Source organism: Virgibacillus proomii (genome assembly GCF_900162615.1).
Classification (GTDB): Bacteria; Bacillota; Bacilli; order Bacillales; family Amphibacillaceae; genus Virgibacillus; species Virgibacillus proomii.
The window spans coordinates 858,402-877,736 of record NZ_FUFN01000009.1; the positions used below are offsets into that span (position 1 = coordinate 858,402).

Consider the following 19,335-nt stretch of genomic DNA (forward strand, 5'->3'; position numbering starts at 1 on the left):
ACTTCTAGTTAAGCAGTAATACATTGACTATGGTTCGATTGTTTTTGCTTCTTTTACATCTAAAATTGCATCCTTAATAGCTTCGTCTACAGAAGCATGGGTTTGATTCACTGTTGCATGTACTTTTGTTGGTAGTCCCCACAGTTTGATAAAGCCTATTGCCGCTTCATGATCAAATGAATCGTCTGCATTATATGTGGCCAAATCATAATTATATAATGACTGCTCCGAAGCGCGTCCTACTACCTGTAGATGACCTTTATATAATTTTACTTTAACCGTTCCGGAAACATCCTTCTGTGTCTGTGTAACAAATGCCAATAATGCTTCTGTTAGCGGAGAATACCATAAACCATCATAAACTATTTGAGCTAATTTTTGTTCGATTATCGGCTTAAATTGTGCTACCTCTCTTGGTAATGTCAATGCTTCTAACTCTTGATGGGCAGTAATTAATGTTATCGCTGCAGGTGCCTCATATATCTCCCGTGATTTAATCCCGACGAGTCGATTTTCTACATGGTCAATTCTACCAACCCCATGCTTTCCAGCAATTTTATTTAATTCTTGAATCAAATTTTCCAGTGCAAGCTTCTTACCATCTAAAGATATTGGCTTCCCATGTGTAAACATGATTTCGACAATTTGCGGTTCATCGGGTGCTTCAGTTGGATTTGTTGTTAACTCATATGCCTCCTCTGGTGCTTCTACCCAAGGATCTTCCAGCACGCCACATTCATTACTGCGTCCCCAGAGATTTTGATCAATGCTAAACGGATTATCAAGATCAATCGGTATAGGTATGTCATGTTCCTGTGCATATGCAATCTCTTCTTCCCGTGACATGGCCCATTCACGGACAGGTGCAACAATTTTCAATTCCGGATCCAGAGCTGTAAAGGCCACATCAAAACGAACTTGATCATTTCCTTTTCCAGTACAGCCATGTGCCACGGCAACTGCACCTTCTTCTTTAGCAATATTGACCAGTACTTTGGCAATTAAAGGCCGAGAAAGAGCAGATATTAATGGGTACTTTCCTTCATATAATAAATTAGCCTGTAATGCCGGTAATACAAATTCGTCGGCAAATAATGATTTAGCATCAATCACATATGATTTAATTGCACCTACCTGCAGTGCCTTATTTTTTATAAAATCAAGATCTTTTCCTTCCCCAACATCAAGCGCTACAGCAATTACATCATAATTATATTTATCCTGTAGCCACTTAATTGCTACAGATGTATCTAATCCGCCCGAATAAGCTAACACAATTTTTTCCTTTTCCACACCGACCACTCCTTTATTCGTTCTATTATTGAAATATTATGCACCATCACGAATAAATATTCAAGCTTTAATTTCATTTATTGCAAAATTTCTTTGTTTTGAACTTTATCGTTTTTTCATTTAGATCGAAAATGTTATAATTTATGTATCAAGCTTTTTGTATAAGAGTCTTCAATTGCCTGCAATAGCTATCCAATAAAAAATTGCAGGGTTGATAGATATATTTTCTTTTCCCACCTTAATACAAGACCATTTCAGAACAAAAACTCGGTTAGCGACGTACAAACGGCAGATCTTTTGACGAGAAAAATGAAGCTTCATTCAAGGCGTGTTTTCTCCTTGAAAAACCGCGATGCGTCACTGCCATAGCTTTCCTTATCCTTAAAACTGCGGTGTATTGCTGTCCAAGCATACCCTGTCCTTGAAAAACCGCGATTTGTCGCTGTCGTAGCTTTCCTTGTCTTGTTGGCCCAAACGAATGAGGGATTTAGGAGTGTCTTTCTTACCATAAGCACATTTTTGAAATGAGAAAAATACGGATCTTTACATTCGGGGTAAAGGAAACATGCCTCTAAACCAAGGGTATGCCGATGCCTGAATGGCAAGCCCTTTAGATTCGAGCCGATATTGAAGTTTTTGCTACCGCTTGAGCACTTAAGCTAGACGATGCTACTTTCAAAAAAGGTATCCCGCCATGTAAAGATGGATATCACTTCCTAGACAATAAGCTAGGCATATCATCTTGCCATTTACAAATGAAAAAAAGTATGTCCACTTTAAAAAATTTAAGCATTGACACTTCACTATGTTTCTTCTTCACCTTTACTATTATTAGGCTTTAGATACAGGCTAACTGCTCCAGCTTCCTTGTTTCTAGCTTTGTATTCTTGCCTATAAGAAAACAGGATAAAACCATTATAGGAAGGAAGCACTTGACATGGTCAGACATCTAATTATTGCACCCAAATGTTAACTCTGTTAAAGCTGTTTTCTGCTCTATTGGATTAACAAACTGAAGATTATGTTAATACCACCATTTTAGATCTCACCCCCAATAAAAGGAGGAAGTTAATGGACAATATTAAAGACACAATTATTGAAGTTATCCAATCGATTTTACCAATAACGATCGTTATTACTATTTTACAGTTCACATTGATCTGGTTGCCAACAGAAACATTTTTACAATTTTTAATTGGTGTTGGCATGGTTGGTTTTGGCTTAATTCTATTTCTATTAGGAGTTAATATTGGTTTACTCCCTGTAGGTGAAATGATAGGTTCTGCCCTATCCAAGACAAAAAGTATTTGGCTCATTGTGATCTTTGGCTTTTTACTAGGAGTTGTTGTTACGATTGCTGAACCTGATGTGCGTGTACTTTCGACACAGGTGGATCAAGTATCAAACGGGAGTATTTCCAAAAGTGTACTTATTCTAGCTGTTGCCCTTGGTGTAGGTATATTCGTAGCGCTATCTATGATAAGAATTGTCTTTTCTATCCCTATTACCTATATGCTTGCAGGTGGGTACGGGATTATATTTCTCTTAGCTGCATTTACACCGACAACATTTGTACCTCTTTCATTTGATTCAGGCGGTGTAACCACTGGGCCGTTAACCGTGCCCTTTATCATGGCACTTGGAGTAGGAGTTGCTTCCGTATTAAAAGGAAAGACAGCATCTCAGGATGGTTTTGGGTTAGTAGCCTTAGCTTCCATCGGTCCAATTATATCTGTATTGATCTTAGGAGTGATTTATGGATGAACCTGCATATTTTTAAAGGCTTTCAACAAACGACGGAAGAGGTTGCCCTTGCCTTGCTTCCACTAATTGGTTTATTTTTGTTTTTCCAATTTTTCTTTTTAAAACTTCCCCATCGAAAATTAATGGATATAGCCGTTGGATTTATCTTAACATTTCTTGGACTGTCTTTCTTTCTGCAAGGGGTTCATATCGGATTTTTACCAATTGGTGAAATGATTGGAATTGACCTTGGTTCCATTGAATTCGTTTGGCTTCTCATCCCAATTGGTTTTATCTTAGGCTTCTTTGCTGCATATGCCGAACCCGCTGTTCAAGTGCTGATTCATCAGGTAGAAAAAGCATCCGGTGGGTACATTCCACAAAAAATATTACTTTACACCGTTTCAACTGGTGTTGGCATTTCGGTCGCTCTTTCCATGATCCGGATTCTTTTAGGGATTTCTCTATGGTATTTTATCTTGCCTGGTTATATAATTGCATTAATTATGGTAAAATACTCATCGAAAACGTTCGCATCCATTGCGTTTGACTCTGGAGGGGTTGCTACAGGCCCAATGACAGCTACATTCATACTAGCTATGTTTGTTGGTATAGCTTCCGTAACGGAAGGCCGTGATCCATTACTTGATGGATTTGGTATGGTAGCGCTTGTAGCTTTAGCTCCTATTTTATCTGTACTTACATTAGGCATTTTATACAGTAGAAAGGAGAAGGAGCAATATGCCCAAGAAACTCAAGCAAAAGCTCATCGTCACGATCGTTAGAAAAGAAAAAGCAAAAAAGGTCATATCTGCTTCAAAAAAAGCCGGTGCTAGCGGAGGAACGACCTTATTTGGAAAAGGCTTCAGACTGCATGACAAAGAGAGATTTCTTGGCATTCCGATTGAGCGTGAGCGGGAAATTATCTTAACATTAGTAGACGAAGATATTTATCCAGCCGTTATGCAAGCAATTATCGACTCCGTTAACTTAAATAAACCCAAGCAAGGAATTGGTTTCGTCATTAACGCAAAACACATTACCGGCGTCCAACACTTACTGGACTTAAATAATACAGATAACGAACCAGATGAAGAGGATGTGGGACTCAAAATGGAAGAGAAAATCATGTACGATCTGATTGTTACCATTGTAAATAAAGGTGATTATGAAAAGGTTGTTGATGCTTCTAAACGCGCAGGAGCAGAAGGTGGTACTATTTTAAGCGGGCGCGGTACCGGCATCCATGAACAAGCTAAACTATTTAACATATTAATTGAACCAGAAAAAGAAATCGTTCTAACGTTAATTAACAAGGAAAGAACAAATGATGTATTAAAGGCGATTGAAGAAGAAGCTGAATTAAACACGGCAGGAAAAGGAATTGCTTTTGTGATTGATGTGGAACAAACTATTGGAATTAATCATGTGTTAAATCAGTTGGTAAATGAAAAGTTTAATCAATAAACTCTCTGTTCATTTCTTAGATGAATTTATCGAAAGTAAGACCATTTGCTACAGCTTAAGCATTCAAGCTAAACGGCGCTATTCTAATAAATTTATTCACAATGTAGAAAAACGGATATAGTTTACTTTTAAAAAACATATGGTGATGTAAAACCTTTTTAGAAATGGACCGTCAATAACCGGATAAAGAACAACACCATCGTATTCGATATGAAACTAAATTTATACTTATCAAGATGTAAAGAACCTGCCAAATTGATATACATATCCATTCGACAGGTTCATTCAGCTACACATGCTGTAGCGCTTCTTTAATATTTGTCTCTCCAGAAATAAGATCAAAAGATTTACGGATTGTGTTAGGTTCATCTAATGCTCTAACAATGGCTTTAGCAACATCTGCTCTTGGAATCTTTCCAATCTCTAAATCAGCTGCAGCAACAACTTTTCCAGTACCGGGTTCATTTAATAACCAGCCTGGACGGATAATCGTATAATTTAACTTACTTGCCTCGAGCATTCGATCCGCATAATGCTTGGCAACATAATATGGCTTTAGTTCTTCAATCCAGTTTTCCCTACGATGTGCCTGTATCGTACTTACCAAGACAAACCGTTTGGCTCCTACTTTCTCAGCCGCCTCCATCGTTTTTACTGCTCCATCTAAATCAATTAATAAGGTTTTATCATAGCCTGTACTTCCACCAGAGCCGGCAGAGAAGACAACCGCATCCGCTCCTTGCATCACTTTTTTAAGTTCAGATACAGATCCCTCTAAATTAGCTAATACTGCGTCGAACCCTTGTTCTTTTAGAGCATCCAGTTGCTCTTGCTTCCTTACCATCGCTTTAACCGAATGCTTATCACTCGCTGATAACTGCTGTAACACCTGTTTACCGATTTGTCCATTTGCACCAACTAAAAATACCTTCATGATAGCTAACTCCTTTCCTTTTCGCTTTTTTCGTACATGATGGATAAAAAACTCGTTTCCTTTGTACGATAATTATTAGAAAAACTTGGTTTGTCGCCAAGTCTTTAGCGAAAGCTTTAGTTTTTCTTATACGATAAAGTGAAACTTCATTTCTTGGAATGCTTTTCCCAAGAAATGTTAGTTGAACGAATCGGGCATTTAGGTGCCGTTCTCTACCACTTTGATTCTTTTGTATTAACTCAAGATTTTGAAGTGGGAGTCTTACGGCACCTTACATGCGGGATAAAGTGAAACTTCATTTCTTGGAATGCTTTTCCCAAGAAATGTTAGTTGAACGAATCGGGCATTTAGGTACCGTTCTCTACCACTTTGATCCTTTTGTATTAACTCAAGATTTTGAAGTGGGAGTCTTACGGCACCTTACATGCGGGATAAAGTGAAACTTCATTTCTTGGAATGCTTTTCCCAAGAAATGTTAGTACCACAAGGGTATGACCTAAAGGCCCTTGAACGAATCGGGCATTTAGGTGCCGTTTTCTAACACTTTGACCTTTTGTATCAACTCACGATTTTGAAGTGGGAGTCTTACGGCACCTTACATGCGGGATAAACCCTAAAATTTTATACTTTCCTATAGTATAAAAAGGGTTGCATGTATTTATGGAGGCAACTGTAAAAAAATCCCTGTTTTTTAATTATGACAAACAAATAAGGGGGAAGCAAATAAACTGCATACATGTACAATTCTACACAGTTGAATAGCCATACATAGGCTGCTATGTACATCACAGCTAGTTTCTCGGTAGCTGACTCTACTGCTTCATGTATTTTTTAACATCTATCAGAGGAAAGCAAATCCTTAATAAAATGAACCTTCATTCAGTAGGAGTTTTCTTCCAACTCCTACTGAATGTTAGTTGAACCAATCGGGCATTTAAGTGCCGTTTTCTCCCACTTAGACCTTTTGTATCAACTTAAGGCTCTTGAAGTGGGAGTCTTACGGCACCTTACATGCGGGACAAAATCCGTTCTACTTGTTAAACACCTACTCGCTTGCAATTATTAAATAAAGGGCAGTTCCTGCACAGTGGTTTTACTTTGCAATATACCTTTGCATGCTCCACAATGAGAGCATGGAATTCTTGATATGCTTGGAGATTAGTGGGGAAATTTGATTCAACCTCGAGTCGAAAAGATTGGTCACTCGTTGGCATATCCAAACCAAATCGTTTAAAAATTCGCCTCGCATACGCATCTGCAACAAAGACAGGACGATTAAACGCATAAAGCAGCATGACGTTGGCTGTCTCCTCCCCAATTCCGTAAATACCCAACAACTCTGCTCTTAGGTGTTCTGTTTCCTTATATTGTAATTTTTCATGATGATAATCATAGTTTTTATACCAATGAAGAAAGGCTTTCAGACGCTTAGCCTTCTGATTATAAAATCCACTTGACCGAATTGCAATTGCTACTTTCTCTGTCGGCATCGAAGCTAGCTTCTCCGGGGTCAAAACAGGAGATAGATTTTGAATTGCTTTAACGACATTATTCCAGTTTGTACGTTGGACAAGAATAGCTCCTACCATTATCTCAAATATGCTTTCTGCTGGCCACCAACCTTGTGGACCATAATAATGTAGCAACTTCTTATATATAACTTCATAAGTTTGCATACTCTATCAAGCTCCTTTTGCATACACACTTTTAGCATTTTTACATTCGCTTAACATGTTACAATCATATCTATCTCCTCATCTATTGTAGCAACTCATTTTGTTACATGGCAAACGCACTCCCCTCGTCCCATCACGTTTCCCTAAATAAAAAACTCCCTCGTTTTCTTCAAGCCTACTATTAAATTTACTAGCAAAATGTGAGAGAATTTCTTAATAATTTACAAAACCTTTACATTCACATCATACTTATTTAATATTTGCCTACTATACTAGCTAGTGAGAGGCATAAACCTCAATTTTATATCTACTCAAAATAGGGGAGGCAATTTTAATGAAGTTCAAGAAGTATCTTATGTTCCTTCTTATCGCTGCACTTGCAGTAGTAGTTGCAGCTTGTGGCTCAGATTCAAAAGAAGGAGACAACAAAGAGAAAGAAAACGAAACATCTGAAAATACTGGCGCAGAAGGCGGTTCGGAAAAAGTAGAAGGTAGCGTCGTTATCGACGGATCTGGTACGGTTTATCCTCTAATGGCTAAATTAGCTGAAGAGTATATGACAGAAAAACCTGATGTCTCTGTAGAAGTTAGCCGAGCTGGAACTAGTGCAGGATTTAAAAAATTCTTAGCAGAAGATGGAACTGATTTTAATGATGCTTCTCGTGTAATTAAAGATGAAGAGAAAGCAAAAGCTGAAGAGCTTGGAATGGAAATAAAAGAATTAAAAGTTGCTTTAGATGGACTTACAATTGTAACTCACCCGGACAATGATTGGGCTACTGAATTAACTCAAGACCAAGTAAAAGATATTTTCCTTGGTAAGTCCACAAAATGGTCTGATGTAAATCCAGAATGGCCAGATGAAAAAATTCAAACTTATGGCCCAAACGAAAACCATGGAACATACGAATTTTTCTATGAAAATATTTTAGAAGAACAAGATCTAGTAAGTGGAATTAACCTACAACAAGATTATTCAACGCTTGTAACTCTTGTTGCTGAAGATAAAAATGCAATTGGCTTCTTTGGTTTTGGTTACTATGACAATAACAAAGATAAAGTGAAAGCTGTAAAAATTGACTTTGGTAAAGGTCCAGTTGAACCATCTCTTGACACCATTGCTGAAGACGGCGACTACGCTGGCTACACTCGTCCAGTATTCACTTACTTAAATGTAGATCATGCAAAAGAGAAGCCTCAAGTACTTGATTATGCACTATTTATTATGAATAACGTGAATAAATTCGCTGGTGAAACTGGCTTTGCACCAATTCCAGAAGAAGAAGCAAAAACCCTAATAAGCGATTTGGAAGCTCTAAAAAAATAATATAGTGACCTCAACCATTAGTAGGAAAACCTACTAATGGTTTCACTCTTATTTTTTAGAAAAAGTGCTTCTTTCAAATAGAGGAAGGCAGCTGCATACATGATCTAACTCGTCTTAGTTAAGTACAAGTTTAATAAACTACCATTTTGTACATCCTCTATTCATTGTTAACATTTACCATATAACTTAAGAAGATGAGGGCTGATACGCTCTCATCTTCTTGTGAGTTTTTTCGTTCAAGAAAGGAGGCCCCTTGATGGCACTGAACAGCAAGATAGACAATCACGATAAAGTTAGTATTAAACACATGATTGCAGAGAAAAAAAACGGTCCAAATATAAATAGAGCAATGGAAAAGATAATGCCAGTGCTCCTTTTCTTGATTGCTGCTGTTTCTATTTTAACAACAATTGGTATTGTATATACGTTATTAACGGATACGGTAGAATTCTTTAAGCGCGTTCCCATCTTAGAATTCTTTACTGGAACCGTGCTAAAACCATTAAGTCAAAATCCTGAATTCGGTGTACTTCCACTTATTAACGGTACTATTATTTCTTCGGTTATCGCTATGCTCGTTGCCGGTCCGATTGGAATTATGACAGCAATTTTCTTAAGTGAATATGCATCTGATCGGGTAAGAAGAATGCTAAAGCCGATGCTCGAGGTACTTGCGGGAATCCCTACAATTGTTTATGGTTTCTTTGCATTTACATTTGTAACACCACTTATTCGTGAGTTTTTCCCAAATGTGGAAGCAACGAATATTTTAAGTCCTGGATTAGTAATGGGGGTTATGATTATTCCAATGATTGCATCCCTTTCTGAAGATGCAATGACTTCCGTTCCCAATGCGATGCGTGAAGGTGCACTTGCATTGGGAGCTACGAAACTAGAGGTTACTTTTCGAGTTGTAATTCCAGCAGCGCTATCTGGAATTATTTCATCCTTTGTACTTGGTATTTCTCGTGCGATTGGCGAAACAATGATTGTAACGATCGCAAGTGGAAGCTCTAAGAACTTTACATTTGATATTACACAATCCATGCAAACAATGACGGCTTACATTGTTGAAGTATCCGGCGGGGAAGCACCTGCAGGCTCAACTATTTACTATAGTTTATATGCGGTGGCTATGACATTGTTTGTGTTCACGTTAATTATGAATCTATTGGCAAGATATGTCTCTCGTAAGTTTAGGGAGGAATATTAATTATGAAACATGTAAATAGAGAGCAAGTTCAACAAAAAATGAACAGACGAATTTTAAAAAATAATATCTTAAAAACGATCTTCTTTCTATCTACCCTTTTTGGCTTAGTCGTACTTGCCATTTTAATTATCCGTGTCATCGTGCAAGGTGCCAGCTGGATTAATATGGATTTCTTAACCAATCGTTTATCTACTTCTCCTGAACAAGCAGGAATTATGGGAGCTATCTTAGGGACATTCTGGCTCATGGTCGTTGTTATTCCCGTAACTCTAATTTTAGGAGTTGGTACAGCTATTTATTTAGAGTTGTACGCCAAAAAAGGAAGATTCCATTCATTTGTACAAACGAACATCGCCAATTTAGCCGGTGTCCCTTCCATTGTTTATGGGATTCTTGGGATGACATTATTTGTTCGTGCGCTTGAATTTAGCAATGTTGTATTGGCTGGTGGTCTAACCATGTCTTTACTTGTACTGCCAATTATCATCGTAGCATCACAAGAAGCTATTCGTGCAGTACCACAACATCTTAGTGAAGCTTCCTATGGAATGGGAGCAACAAAATGGCAAACCGTAAAAAACATCGTTTTACCGGCAGCACTTCCTGGTATTTTAACAGGAGCGATCCTTTCTTTGTCCAGAGCGATTGGGGAAACAGCACCACTAGTTGTGCTTGGAATTCCAGCATTGCTTATTCCTTTTCCAACTGGACTATTTGACAAATTCACCGTGCTCCCAATGCAAGTCTACTATTGGACAATTGACTCTTCCTTAGTTGCAGAATATGCCAACTTAGCTGCCGCAACAATCATTGTCCTGCTTGTATTACTATTCATTTTGAACGCAACGGCAATTTTTATTCGCAATAAGTTCCAAAAGCGATATTAAGAGGAGTGAAGCAAATGGCCACATTAACAAAACCAAAGGTTACAACGAATGCTCAGGTTACGATTACAGAAACTGCTGCAACAATAAAAGCAAAATCAGATAAAAGAATCGTTTTTGATTCAAAAGACTTAAATTTATGGTATGGCGATACGCATGCGTTAAAAGATATTAACCTATCGATTTATGAAAAAGAAGTTACAGCTATTATCGGGCCATCCGGTTGTGGTAAATCAACTTATTTAAAAACACTAAATCGTATGGTTGAGCTCGTACCCGGTGTTAAAACTACTGGAGAAATCATGTATAATGACAAAAGTATTTTAGATAAATCATTTAAAGTAGAAGATTTACGCACGCGCGTTGGTATGGTGTTCCAAAAACCAAATCCATTTCCAAAATCCATCTATGAAAATATCGCCTATGGCCCAAAAATCCATGGCATTCGCAACAAAAAGATTCTCGATGAGATCGTGGAAAAAAGTTTACGTGGTGCTTCGATTTGGGATGAAGTAAAAGACCGATTGAAAGAAAATGCTTACGGCCTTTCCGGTGGACAACAGCAACGAATTTGTATTGCCCGCTGCTTAGCGATCGAGCCAGATGTTATTTTAATGGATGAGCCTACCTCCGCCCTCGATCCGAAGTCTACCTTACGTATTGAAGAGCTTATTCAAGAATTGAAAAAGGATTATTCAATTATTATCGTTACGCATAATATGCAGCAAGCGGCACGTATTTCCGATCGTACTGCGTTTTTCCTAAATGGAGAAGTCATAGAATTTGACAAAACAGATACTATCTTTACCAACCCGGCAGATAGCCGTACAGAAGATTATATTTCCGGCCGCTTTGGATAAAATGATTCATTGGATACGATGTGAATGAAGTTTAAAGATATTTTGTAAAATCGCTCCCCTATATATTATATATATAAAAACTAGGCAATCACTAAGCTTTATACTGGTGATTGCCTAATTGCGTTTATCTATCATTTTCGGTTATTTCTGTGTCCACATTTAAATGATATCGGACGCAAGTTTGTAGACGAGCAAAAAATCCTGACCGTTAACGAACAGGATTTTTTATTCGTCTATAAAGTTTAAAAACTATACGCGCACAAGAAGAAAGCTAGATCAAACTGTAATATGAACAGCAAATCCTTTATGCATTTGCTATGGTTAGACTACTCCGGCTTTCAGCTAGCTGTTCTTACTTTGTTGACTTTATTTATCTTGTTCTTCGTCCGTAGCAGCATTCTTTTCCGACTTTACAGCGTTCTGCTTTACGGGTGAGACCGCTCTTCTAGCTCTAATCGTAGTATCCTCACTCTTATGTATTCTAAATGAATGCTTTTCTGTCATGGGTTCAATTCTTCCTAAGAAATTTGAAATTGCTCCGTATGTTGAGCTAAAGCAGCAGATATATCCGTTAGCTGTTTTCCAATCTGCTGATTCGCCCTTAATTGTACTACCTGTTCATCACTGGTCGTAAGCATTTGTTCAGCACTTGCTAAATTCTCTTGAGAAACAGATTCATACCCTGCCGCTCGCTCCTCTAGTCCGGGTAACATCGCTTCAACTGCCTGCAACTGATGTTGCATCCCCTGCAAATGGCTAGTAACTTGCGTTATTTCCTGCAATAATTCGTCAAATGATGTTTTCGCAACTTCTGACATGGTTAACGTTTTTTTTGTTTTCGCTAGCATTTGTTCAAATTCATCAACAGCAGATACCGTATTTGCATCCATTTGCGCAATTGAACCCGTAATTTCAACTGCTGCTTCGGAGGACTTTTCTGCCAGTTTACGTACTTCTTGAGCAACAACCGTAAATCCTCTCCCAGCTTCACCGGCTCGGGCTGCCTCAATTCCTGCATTTAAGGCTAACAACTTTGTCTGCTCCGCAATGCCTTGAATCATATCAACAAGTTTCGTAATCACTCTGGAATTTTCTCGTACCTGGTAAACTGTATTTGTTAGATGCGTAAAATCAGACTCAAATGATGTAATAGTATTCATAAGTTTTTCCATTTGCTGTTCGCCCACTTTCGCAGAATGATTCATCACCTCTGAACTTCGATAAGAGCGATCCATATGCTCCATCGTCTGTTCGAGATTTTCCTTTACTTCACGAAATTGATCCACACTTTCTTCAGAACTTGATGCTGTTTCTTCTGCACCATTTTTAACGATAAGAATTGCTTCTTTCAGCTGCTCACCAGAATCAAGACTAGCTGTTGCTGATGCTTGCAAGTCTGCTCCCGTTTCCTTTAACTGAACCGTTGTCTCCTTAATGTCTCGAAGCATGGTTCGCATATACGTAATCATCATTTCATAGCTCTTATGTAGCGAAATAAGATCTGGCAATGTCGTCTGTAAGGGTACAGGTGCTTTAATTTGACCATCTCTAACTTCTCTCATCGTTTCCCGTAAGGCAGTTAATGGATTGGTTAAGCTTCGTACAAACAAAGCAACTATTATACCCGTTATAATAACACCGATAATAATAATCGTGCTCATATCAACTGCCATTTCTTGAACTGGCCCCATGTAGGAGGAAGTTGGTACGACTAATACATAAATTCCGTTTATTTCATCCATTTTCTGAAATGCAAACGTGTAAGATTCACCGTCTATCTTCTTACGTATTAATCCGTTCTCCTTGTCCCCTATTTCATTAAGAATGGATTTGGAAACACTTGGAAGGTTACCCTCACTTTCTTTAAATGGGATCGCTTTACCAGCTTCTATGTAAAAATATTCGGAACGGATTCCTTCATCAGCTAACTTATTTTTTTGTGTACGCACATTTGCTTCTAGTTGTTGTTTAAAGTAATCTTCATCACTTACGTATAAAAAATTTAAATTATCTGCTATGTATCCCATCAATTCCGTTTCCCGTTCCAAACGATTCTCTATCGTCGTTGTCGTCATCTGCTTAGCCTGCGTATAGGAACTAATACCAACGGCAATAACGGAAACAAGTAATAATCCGATAAATAAAATGAGTAACCGGCTTTGCAAGCTGAACTTTGCTTGGATATTTTTCGTAAACGAAACCATGTTGTTTCTCCATGGTTGTCTTTTTTTATTCAAACGAAATACCCCCTACTTTTTACCTACTTTACCTTAGTATATCAATTGAATATTAAGTAAATGTAAAATAAATGTAAATGTTGATAAATTTGTAGGGAATATCTAGATTTTTTCCTTCGTCGGATGTCTCCAATGCTACTTTTCAAAAAAATTTATCCAACATGTACAAACAGATATCGTTTCTTAGACAATTAAAAAGGAGCTCTAGACATAACTAGAACTCCCAATAAATTCTTTAAAATTAACGAAGTAATTGAAGTACACCTTGTGGCGTTTGATTAGCTTGCGCAAGCATAGATTGAGCTGCTTGAGTAAGAATGTTGTTCTTTGTGAATGCCATCATTTCTTTAGCCATATCTACGTCACGGATACGAGATTCAGCAGCAGTTAAGTTCTCTGCAGAAGCTCCTAGGTTGTTAATTGTGTGCTCTAAGCGGTTTTGGATTGCACCAAGCTTAGCACGCTGTGTAGATACAACATTTGTTGCATCTTGAATCGTTTTAATAGCTGCATCTGCATCTTCTTGAGTTGCAATGGAGATAGTTCCGCCAAACTTCCCACCATCTGCAAGATCCGTTCCGTCAGTAGCTTTAAGAGCTGCCGCATCTGCATCAACGCCTGCTTTTAATTCTAAAGCATCGCCTGTTGCATTTAGTTGTACATCAGATTGTTTATAGAATTTACCAGCTACTTCCAATCCGATCACTTGGTCGTTTTCATCTTTTAGTACATCTGCTGTTGCAGCAGCATCAACACCAGTAAATCCTAGAGCTTCTAATCCAGCTTTATCTAGAGTCTCAGCTGTCGCTGTTTTTTCAGTATTTAGTCCAATTGACTTCGTATCCATTGCATCGATAGAAACAGTGATGCTTTGACCTTTATTTGCACCAATATGGAATACTTTATCTTTAAATGATCCATCAAGTAATTTTTGCGTGTTAAATTCAGTTCTGCTATTTGCAATTTCATCGATTTCTTCCATTAATGCGTTGATTTCTTCTTGCATTGCTTCACGGTCAACGTCATCCATGTTTGTATCGTTTGCTGATTGTACTGCTAACTCATTCATACGTTGTAAAATCGCATGTGTTTCTGTTAGAGCTCCTTCAGCAGTTTGAACTAAAGAAATACCGTCTTGTGCATTTTTTTGAGCCATTTCTAGACCACGAATTTGACCACGCATTTTTTCAGAAATAGCTAGGCCAGCTGCATCGTCTCCAGCTTTGTTGATGCGAAGACCTGAAGAAAGTTTTTCTAAAGAGCTTTGTACAGCAGTGTTGTTTGCTGCTAGTTGACGGTGCGTATTTAGCGCCGCAATGTTGTGATTAATAATCATGTTTTTCCTACCTCCATGTGATTGTTTTTTACTAGCAAGCCCTATCCTTGTGAATTGCTAGTTTTATTTATAATAATCTCCTATTAAGGAGTTATTACCAATATTAATGCTAATCAGTTATGGGAATAGCACTCGCAGTTGATAAACTTTTTTTTATCGGTTCAAATAGTTAACTATTCTCCTTTCGCTGACTCAATCTTTATATCGGTAGATTCATAGAATGTTTAAGGTTTTTTATAAAAAATTTTTAACTTATACTTTTTTGTTACTTTAACTATAAAGAAAACTCGAAAGGCATTTAGTACAGACCACTCTCTAATTCCCTTTCGAATCTACTTTTTAACGTATAAAAACCTAAGTTACTTAAGTCTAAACATTGATAAAGGGGCTGGGACATAACGAAAACAGCTGGGTAAAAAACGAACAAAAAATCGCCCTTGTACTATAGGAAAGTATAAAATTTTAGGGTTTATAGTATAAGAAAAACTACGGCTTTCGCTAAGGACTTGGCGATAAGCCAAGCTTTTCTAATGTATACGCAAGTTTTTAGCGTAGTCAACATATGTAGACTCCTGCGGGAATAGCTCGAGCTGAAGATCCCGCAGGAAAGCGATCTTTGCTTTCCGAGGAAGCTGAAGCCGTGCCCGCGGAAAGCGAAATATGTTGACGTAGCGAGGATGGGAATTTTTTACACTATATTAAGAAAGAATAAAATTTTTATGGTTTATCCCGCATGTAAGGTGCCGTAAGTTTCCCACTTCAAGTCCTGAGTTCGTGCAAAGGGTCAAAGTGAGAGAAAACGGCACCTAAATGCCCGATTGGTTCAAGGGCCTTTAGGTCATACCCTTGTGGTACTAACATTTCTTGGGAAAAGCATTCCAAGAAATGAAGTTTCACTTTATCGTATAAGAAAAACTACGGCTTTCGCTAAAGACTTGGTGACAAGCCAAGTTTTTCTAAACACAAACAAACCGAACAATTCTTTTATAATTGTTCGGTTTGTGCTATTTAGCTTATGCCCATCATGTTATTTTTTCCGATCACTTACATATTCATTTGGTATATCTTGCCCGTGTGAATTACTATTTTTATATGGACTTTTACGTCCATTTCGATGCTCTCCATGGTTACTCGTTTCTTTGAATTGTCGCTGCTTATCTGTCATCACGTTACCTCCTTGCAAAAATGAAATAGCTAGCTATATTTTTTTATGTTTAGTATTCGTTTAATGGCTTAACTTATTCCAATAAACATACATTTGTTAGTAAAAACTCTTCCAAGAAAGTTTAGTTTTCTCTCATGGCGGAAAAAACAAAATAAAAGTAAGCTGTCAATGAAGCCTGTTTTTTTGTTGCTGCTATGTGGTAGGTGCATTATTCCTTTTCTTCATGTAATCTTGATTCAAGCAATGTTTCATTCTGCATTCCGAAATAAATGGAACATTAAAGCGTTATATTGGTCTGCTCTCATCGCTTATACAATTTTACACGCTTACATATAAGACAAAGTTTCAATTTTTTTCAAAACATAAAATTTATCGGTATAATAAAAGAAGATTATTTTCTGGAAGGGTTGTTCAACATGGACTTATCGTTGCAAATGCTTATTTTTCTTGTATCTGCCATGCTTATTGTCGGAGTAGTTGCCGCAAAATTTTCCTCAAGACTCGGATTACCTGCCCTTGTTTTATTCCTCTTAATCGGTATGGGCTTAAATGGATTCATCTACTTTGAAAATGTTCACTTGATGCAGCTAATTGGAATTATGGCATTAATCATTATCCTATTTGAAGGCGGCACTCAAACAAAATGGGAGCTTGTTCGTCCAATTCTTGGCGCAGCCGGATTACTCGCAACAATCGGTGTTTTACTTACGACCATCTTAACTGGAATTGCTGCAATGTACATATTAGATCTTACCTTATTAGAAGGTATGTTATTTGGAGCAATTGTAGGTTCAACTGATGCCGCTGCTGTATTTTCGGTTCTGGGCGGTAAAAATATAAAAGCAAAACTAAAATCAACATTGGAAGCAGAATCAGGCTCGAATGATCCGATGGCTGTCTTCCTCACCGTAGCTTTTATCGAGTTAATTCAAATTCCCGATGCTTCCATATGGACAACAGTCGGCAGCTTTTTTCTACAAATGAGCTTAGGTCTAATTCTTGGAATAGTGCTTGGAAAAGTTACCGTGCTTTTCATTAATAATATTGATTTGGATACATCGGGACTATATCCTGCTCTTGCAGTTGGTATGGCAACAGCTACATATTTTATTGCTGACTTCCTCGGTGGTAGTGGCTTACTTGCTGTTTATGTGATGGCAGTGTTTGTCGGCAATAGCGATTTAATGTATCGCTTCTCGATTATGCGCTTTAACGAAGGATTTGCTTGGATGATGCAAATTCTTATGTTTATTTTACTTGGACTGTTTGTCTTTCCCAATCAATTGCCATCTGTTTTCTGGCAAGGCATATTATTAACACTTATCTTAATGTTTATCGCAAGACCTGTCGCTGTATTTATTACGATGTTATTTATGAAATATAGCCTAAAGGAAAAGCTGTTTATTTCTTGGGCAGGACTAAAAGGCGCTGTACCAATCGTCCTAGCAACTTACCCGATTGTTGCTGATGTTGAAAATAGTGATCTTATTTTTAATGCTGTCTTCTTCGTTGTGCTTATATCCGCACTTGTACAAGGAAGCACATTATCTTGGCTGGCCTCTAAGCTCGATTTAACCGGAGAAAAAAGGGAGCCTGGTCAGCCATCACTGGAGTTAATTCACTTAGGCAACACAGAAGCAGAAATTATGGAAGTACGTATCTCTTCTCAGTCGCCTGCTACTAACCAAACATTAAATGATATTGAATTTCCCGACGATACATTAGTTATTGGGATCATTCGCGACAAACAAATTATCACACCAACCGGTGATACAGCTCTTTTAGAGGACGATACTGTTTATGTGTTGAGTAATAAGAAAAATAGAGTAAAAGCGAAGAAAGTATTAGTCGGACAAAAAGAAAAAAAAGTGCCTACAAAAAAAGTTGACAAAGATGTATAGAATTTACTATAATTCAACTTTTATTTCCTAGCAGGTAAGGTAAGGAGCTGTCCAATCAGTTGATGTATTGGGCAGCTCCTTTTGCATGCTTCGTTTTCAGGCTTTGTAGCTTTAAACGCGACTTTTCGATGTTCTGGTTCAACTTCGAGCGGACTCTCCTATCATTTTTTTATCAAGCCTTTTCCCCTTTTTTCATGAAACCTCCTTGCTAATTTGAGTAGTTAGGCTAACTTTAGTTGATCTACATGTAACTCACTAATCTATCCATTAATAAACAAGGTGACAGGTATGGATTTGCAGCTAAAATATGATGACTATCCAATTCGATTAAATTCGACAGCATATTTTGGTAGGGAAGGAAAAATAAAAGAATGGAGGAATGATCATGAAGCTATATTTAGACCCTGGTCATGGCGGATCTGACAACGGCGCATCTGGTAATGGACTATATGAAAAGAATATAACATTAGATATCGCTACAAGAATAAAAAATATCTTGACGAATGAGTATAGCAATGTTCAAGTAAGGATGAGCAGAACGACAGACACTACCGTTAGCCTCGCTCAGCGTACTAATGATGCAAATAGCTGGGGTGCAGATTATTTTCTTTCGATTCATTGTAATGCTTTTAATGGTTCTGCTAGGGGGTATGAGGACTATATTCATTCTTCGCTCTCCGATAGTTCTGAAACAGGGCGTTATCAAGACTTGCTTCACGCTGAGATTACGAAAGTAAATAATTTGCAGAATCGGGGACAGAAAAAAGCAAATTTTCACGTATTGCGAGAGTCGGCTATGGCAGCTCTGTTAACGGAAAACGGCTTTATTGATAATCCTAATGATGCTGCATTGATGCGCACTGCTTCATGGAGAGAAACAGTTGCTCGCGGCCACATTAATGGGTTGGAAAAAGCGTTCAATCTGAAAAAAAAGGCAGGCTCCGGGACCGTTTTTCGAATTGTCGCTGGTTCATTTAAAGCAAAAGATCATGCGGAGCAACGTGTTCAGATGCTAAAAACAAAAGGGATTGATTCCTTTGTTGCATTAATTACGATATCTGGAGAAAAGTGGTATCGAGTTCAGGCAGGTGCATTTACAGATAAAACGAATGCTGAAGCACATTTGGCCAAAGTAAAACGCGCAGGTGTGCCAGATGCCTATATAGTTAGAGAAAATCGTTAAAAAGGTAGCATTGTTGAATGTAAGCGATACAAGCAAGTGTCCTTTTTATGAAAAAGGCGCTTGTTTTTACTTGTACATGAGGAAATATTCCAGCTTAGAAATAATTCTTTGTCACT

General features: G+C 37.8%; 16 protein-coding genes. 9 read left to right on the top strand and 7 right to left on the bottom strand.

Annotation, left to right across the window (positions count from 1 at the left end; translation table 11 throughout):
- Positions 1-27: 27 nt before the first annotated feature.
- Positions 28-1,293: an argininosuccinate synthase gene (locus BN1066_RS06555; protein WP_077318641.1), complete on the bottom strand. Its 1,266-nt coding sequence runs from the start codon at positions 1,291-1,293 to the stop codon at positions 28-30.
- A 1,071-nt stretch (positions 1,294-2,364) separates the two neighbouring features.
- Here BN1066_RS06555 and BN1066_RS06560 point away from each other — a divergent pair.
- The 3 genes from BN1066_RS06560 to BN1066_RS06570 are packed head-to-tail and all read left to right on the top strand — an operon-like array spanning position 2,365 to position 4,503.
- Positions 2,365-3,057: a DUF1538 domain-containing protein gene (locus tag BN1066_RS06560; protein ID WP_077318642.1), complete on the top strand. Its 693-nt coding sequence runs from the start codon at positions 2,365-2,367 to the stop codon at positions 3,055-3,057.
- On the top strand, positions 3,054-3,821 hold the full coding sequence (locus BN1066_RS06565; RefSeq protein ID WP_077318643.1) for a DUF1538 domain-containing protein: 768 nt from the start codon (positions 3,054-3,056) through the stop codon (positions 3,819-3,821). Before BN1066_RS06560 ends, BN1066_RS06565 begins: the two co-directional genes overlap by 4 nt.
- The gene (locus tag BN1066_RS06570) at positions 3,778-4,503 is read left to right on the top strand and encodes a P-II family nitrogen regulator (RefSeq protein ID WP_077318644.1); all 726 of its coding nucleotides are present in this window, start codon (positions 3,778-3,780) and stop codon (positions 4,501-4,503) included. Before BN1066_RS06565 ends, BN1066_RS06570 begins: the two co-directional genes overlap by 44 nt.
- A gap of 289 nt (positions 4,504-4,792) precedes the next feature.
- Here the strand turns inward: BN1066_RS06570 and BN1066_RS06575 are convergent, their stop codons facing one another.
- Together BN1066_RS06575 and BN1066_RS06580 are read right to left on the bottom strand one after the other, a co-directional pair.
- On the bottom strand, positions 4,793-5,437 hold the full coding sequence (locus BN1066_RS06575; protein WP_077318645.1) for an SDR family oxidoreductase: 645 nt from the start codon (positions 5,435-5,437) through the stop codon (positions 4,793-4,795).
- A gap of 1,037 nt (positions 5,438-6,474) precedes the next feature.
- Positions 6,475-7,113: an endonuclease III domain-containing protein gene (locus BN1066_RS06580; RefSeq protein ID WP_077318646.1), complete on the bottom strand. Its 639-nt coding sequence runs from the start codon at positions 7,111-7,113 to the stop codon at positions 6,475-6,477.
- Between the two features lie 334 nt (positions 7,114-7,447).
- On the opposite strand from BN1066_RS06580, the gene BN1066_RS06585 reads away from it, so the two are divergent.
- The 4 genes from BN1066_RS06585 (at position 7,448) to pstB (ending at position 11,397) form a co-directional block, all read left to right on the top strand.
- The gene (locus BN1066_RS06585) at positions 7,448-8,440 is read left to right on the top strand and encodes a PstS family phosphate ABC transporter substrate-binding protein (protein ID WP_077318647.1); all 993 of its coding nucleotides are present in this window, start codon (positions 7,448-7,450) and stop codon (positions 8,438-8,440) included.
- A 307-nt stretch (positions 8,441-8,747) separates the two neighbouring features.
- Positions 8,748-9,653: a phosphate ABC transporter permease subunit PstC gene (pstC, locus tag BN1066_RS06590; RefSeq protein WP_425445273.1), complete on the top strand. Its 906-nt coding sequence runs from the start codon at positions 8,748-8,750 to the stop codon at positions 9,651-9,653.
- Positions 9,654-9,655: 2 nt separating this feature from the next.
- Positions 9,656-10,540, top strand: a complete 885-nt coding sequence (pstA, locus tag BN1066_RS06595; protein WP_077318649.1) for a phosphate ABC transporter permease PstA — start codon at positions 9,656-9,658, stop codon at positions 10,538-10,540.
- Positions 10,541-10,554: 14 nt separating this feature from the next.
- On the top strand, positions 10,555-11,397 hold the full coding sequence (gene pstB, locus BN1066_RS06600; protein WP_077318650.1) for a phosphate ABC transporter ATP-binding protein PstB: 843 nt from the start codon (positions 10,555-10,557) through the stop codon (positions 11,395-11,397).
- 366 nt (positions 11,398-11,763) lie between these two features.
- On the opposite strand, the gene BN1066_RS20130 is transcribed toward pstB, so the two are convergent.
- The 4 genes from BN1066_RS20130 to BN1066_RS20135 all read right to left on the bottom strand — a co-directional run bounded on the left by BN1066_RS20130 (position 11,764) and on the right by BN1066_RS20135 (position 16,135).
- Positions 11,764-11,901: a hypothetical protein gene (locus BN1066_RS20130; RefSeq protein ID WP_179104304.1), complete on the bottom strand. Its 138-nt coding sequence runs from the start codon at positions 11,899-11,901 to the stop codon at positions 11,764-11,766.
- 14 nt (positions 11,902-11,915) lie between these two features.
- A complete protein-coding gene (locus BN1066_RS06605; protein WP_245799718.1) occupies positions 11,916-13,634 on the bottom strand; it encodes a methyl-accepting chemotaxis protein in 1,719 nt (572 codons plus the stop codon).
- Between the two features lie 241 nt (positions 13,635-13,875).
- The gene (locus tag BN1066_RS06610) at positions 13,876-14,970 is read right to left on the bottom strand and encodes a flagellin N-terminal helical domain-containing protein (protein ID WP_077318651.1); all 1,095 of its coding nucleotides are present in this window, start codon (positions 14,968-14,970) and stop codon (positions 13,876-13,878) included.
- Positions 14,971-15,997: 1,027 nt separating this feature from the next.
- Positions 15,998-16,135: a hypothetical protein gene (locus BN1066_RS20135; RefSeq protein ID WP_179104305.1), complete on the bottom strand. Its 138-nt coding sequence runs from the start codon at positions 16,133-16,135 to the stop codon at positions 15,998-16,000.
- Positions 16,136-16,551: 416 nt separating this feature from the next.
- Here BN1066_RS20135 and BN1066_RS06615 point away from each other — a divergent pair, with 416 nt between their 5' ends.
- Together BN1066_RS06615 and BN1066_RS06620 are read left to right on the top strand one after the other, a co-directional pair.
- Positions 16,552-18,036, top strand: coding sequence for a potassium/proton antiporter (locus tag BN1066_RS06615; protein ID WP_077318652.1), 1,485 nt, complete (start codon positions 16,552-16,554; stop codon positions 18,034-18,036).
- A 382-nt stretch (positions 18,037-18,418) separates the two neighbouring features.
- Positions 18,419-19,219 (top strand): N-acetylmuramoyl-L-alanine amidase, encoded by an 801-nt coding sequence (locus tag BN1066_RS06620; RefSeq protein ID WP_179104329.1) that lies wholly within the window; start codon positions 18,419-18,421, stop codon positions 19,217-19,219.
- The last annotated feature ends 116 nt before the right edge of the window (positions 19,220-19,335 follow it).

Excerpts from the sequence above, each read along its gene's own strand:
- BN1066_RS06560 (WP_077318642.1), top strand. The coding sequence starts at position 2,365 with ATGGACAATATTAAAGACACAATTATTGAAGTTATCCAATCGATTTTA.
- BN1066_RS06565 (WP_077318643.1), top strand. The coding sequence starts at position 3,054 with ATGAACCTGCATATTTTTAAAGGCTTTCAACAAACGACGGAAGAGGTT.
- BN1066_RS06570 (WP_077318644.1), top strand. The coding sequence starts at position 3,778 with ATGCCCAAGAAACTCAAGCAAAAGCTCATCGTCACGATCGTTAGAAAA.
- BN1066_RS06575 (WP_077318645.1), bottom strand. The coding sequence starts at position 5,437 with ATGAAGGTATTTTTAGTTGGTGCAAATGGACAAATCGGTAAACAGGTG.
- BN1066_RS06580 (WP_077318646.1), bottom strand. The coding sequence starts at position 7,113 with ATGCAAACTTATGAAGTTATATATAAGAAGTTGCTACATTATTATGGT.
- BN1066_RS06585 (WP_077318647.1), top strand. The coding sequence starts at position 7,448 with ATGAAGTTCAAGAAGTATCTTATGTTCCTTCTTATCGCTGCACTTGCA.
- pstC (WP_425445273.1), top strand. The coding sequence starts at position 8,748 with ATGATTGCAGAGAAAAAAAACGGTCCAAATATAAATAGAGCAATGGAA.
- pstA (WP_077318649.1), top strand. The coding sequence starts at position 9,656 with ATGAAACATGTAAATAGAGAGCAAGTTCAACAAAAAATGAACAGACGA.
- pstB (WP_077318650.1), top strand. The coding sequence starts at position 10,555 with ATGGCCACATTAACAAAACCAAAGGTTACAACGAATGCTCAGGTTACG.
- BN1066_RS20130 (WP_179104304.1), bottom strand. The coding sequence starts at position 11,901 with ATGACAGAAAAGCATTCATTTAGAATACATAAGAGTGAGGATACTACG.
- BN1066_RS06610 (WP_077318651.1), bottom strand. The coding sequence starts at position 14,970 with ATGATTATTAATCACAACATTGCGGCGCTAAATACGCACCGTCAACTA.
- BN1066_RS20135 (WP_179104305.1), bottom strand. The coding sequence starts at position 16,135 with ATGACAGATAAGCAGCGACAATTCAAAGAAACGAGTAACCATGGAGAG.
- BN1066_RS06615 (WP_077318652.1), top strand. The coding sequence starts at position 16,552 with ATGGACTTATCGTTGCAAATGCTTATTTTTCTTGTATCTGCCATGCTT.